The organism is Roseicyclus salinarum, assembly GCF_029624655.1.
Classification (GTDB): domain Bacteria; phylum Pseudomonadota; class Alphaproteobacteria; order Rhodobacterales; family Rhodobacteraceae; genus Roseibacterium; species Roseibacterium salinarum.
The window spans coordinates 1-345 of the sequence record NZ_JARRSA010000067.1; the positions used below are offsets into that span (position 1 = coordinate 1).

The following is a 345-nucleotide window of genomic DNA, read 5'->3' on the forward strand; positions in this document are numbered from 1 at the left end:
GTGTATCCCGATGTTGGCGGTGAGCCAGCGCAGCGGGCCCGGCAGGACGTAGTGCGAACTGCCGTGCAACGCCGCCTCATGGAGCTGCCAGTCGTCCTCATGGTCCCAGCTCGTCTCGTCGAACTGGTGCTGGACGTAGAACAGCCAGACCCCGATCGAGGCTGCGACGAGCATCGTCGGCAGGAACACGAAGAAAAGCAAGTCGATGCCGCCAAGATAGCCGATCCCGGCCAGAAGCGCCGCGATCGCTGCGTTGGTGCCCATCGCGCTGACCCAGTACTTCGCGCCAGCCTGCATGAGACCATGCGGCAGCCGGTTGCGCAGGAAGAACAGGTAGAACGGACC

General features: G+C 64.1%; 1 protein-coding gene. It reads right to left on the minus strand.

Annotation, left to right across the window (positions count from 1 at the left end):
• Window positions 1-345 (minus strand): fatty acid desaturase (locus P6F26_RS19750; RefSeq protein WP_278030400.1); only part of this gene is annotated, 345 nt, incomplete at both ends.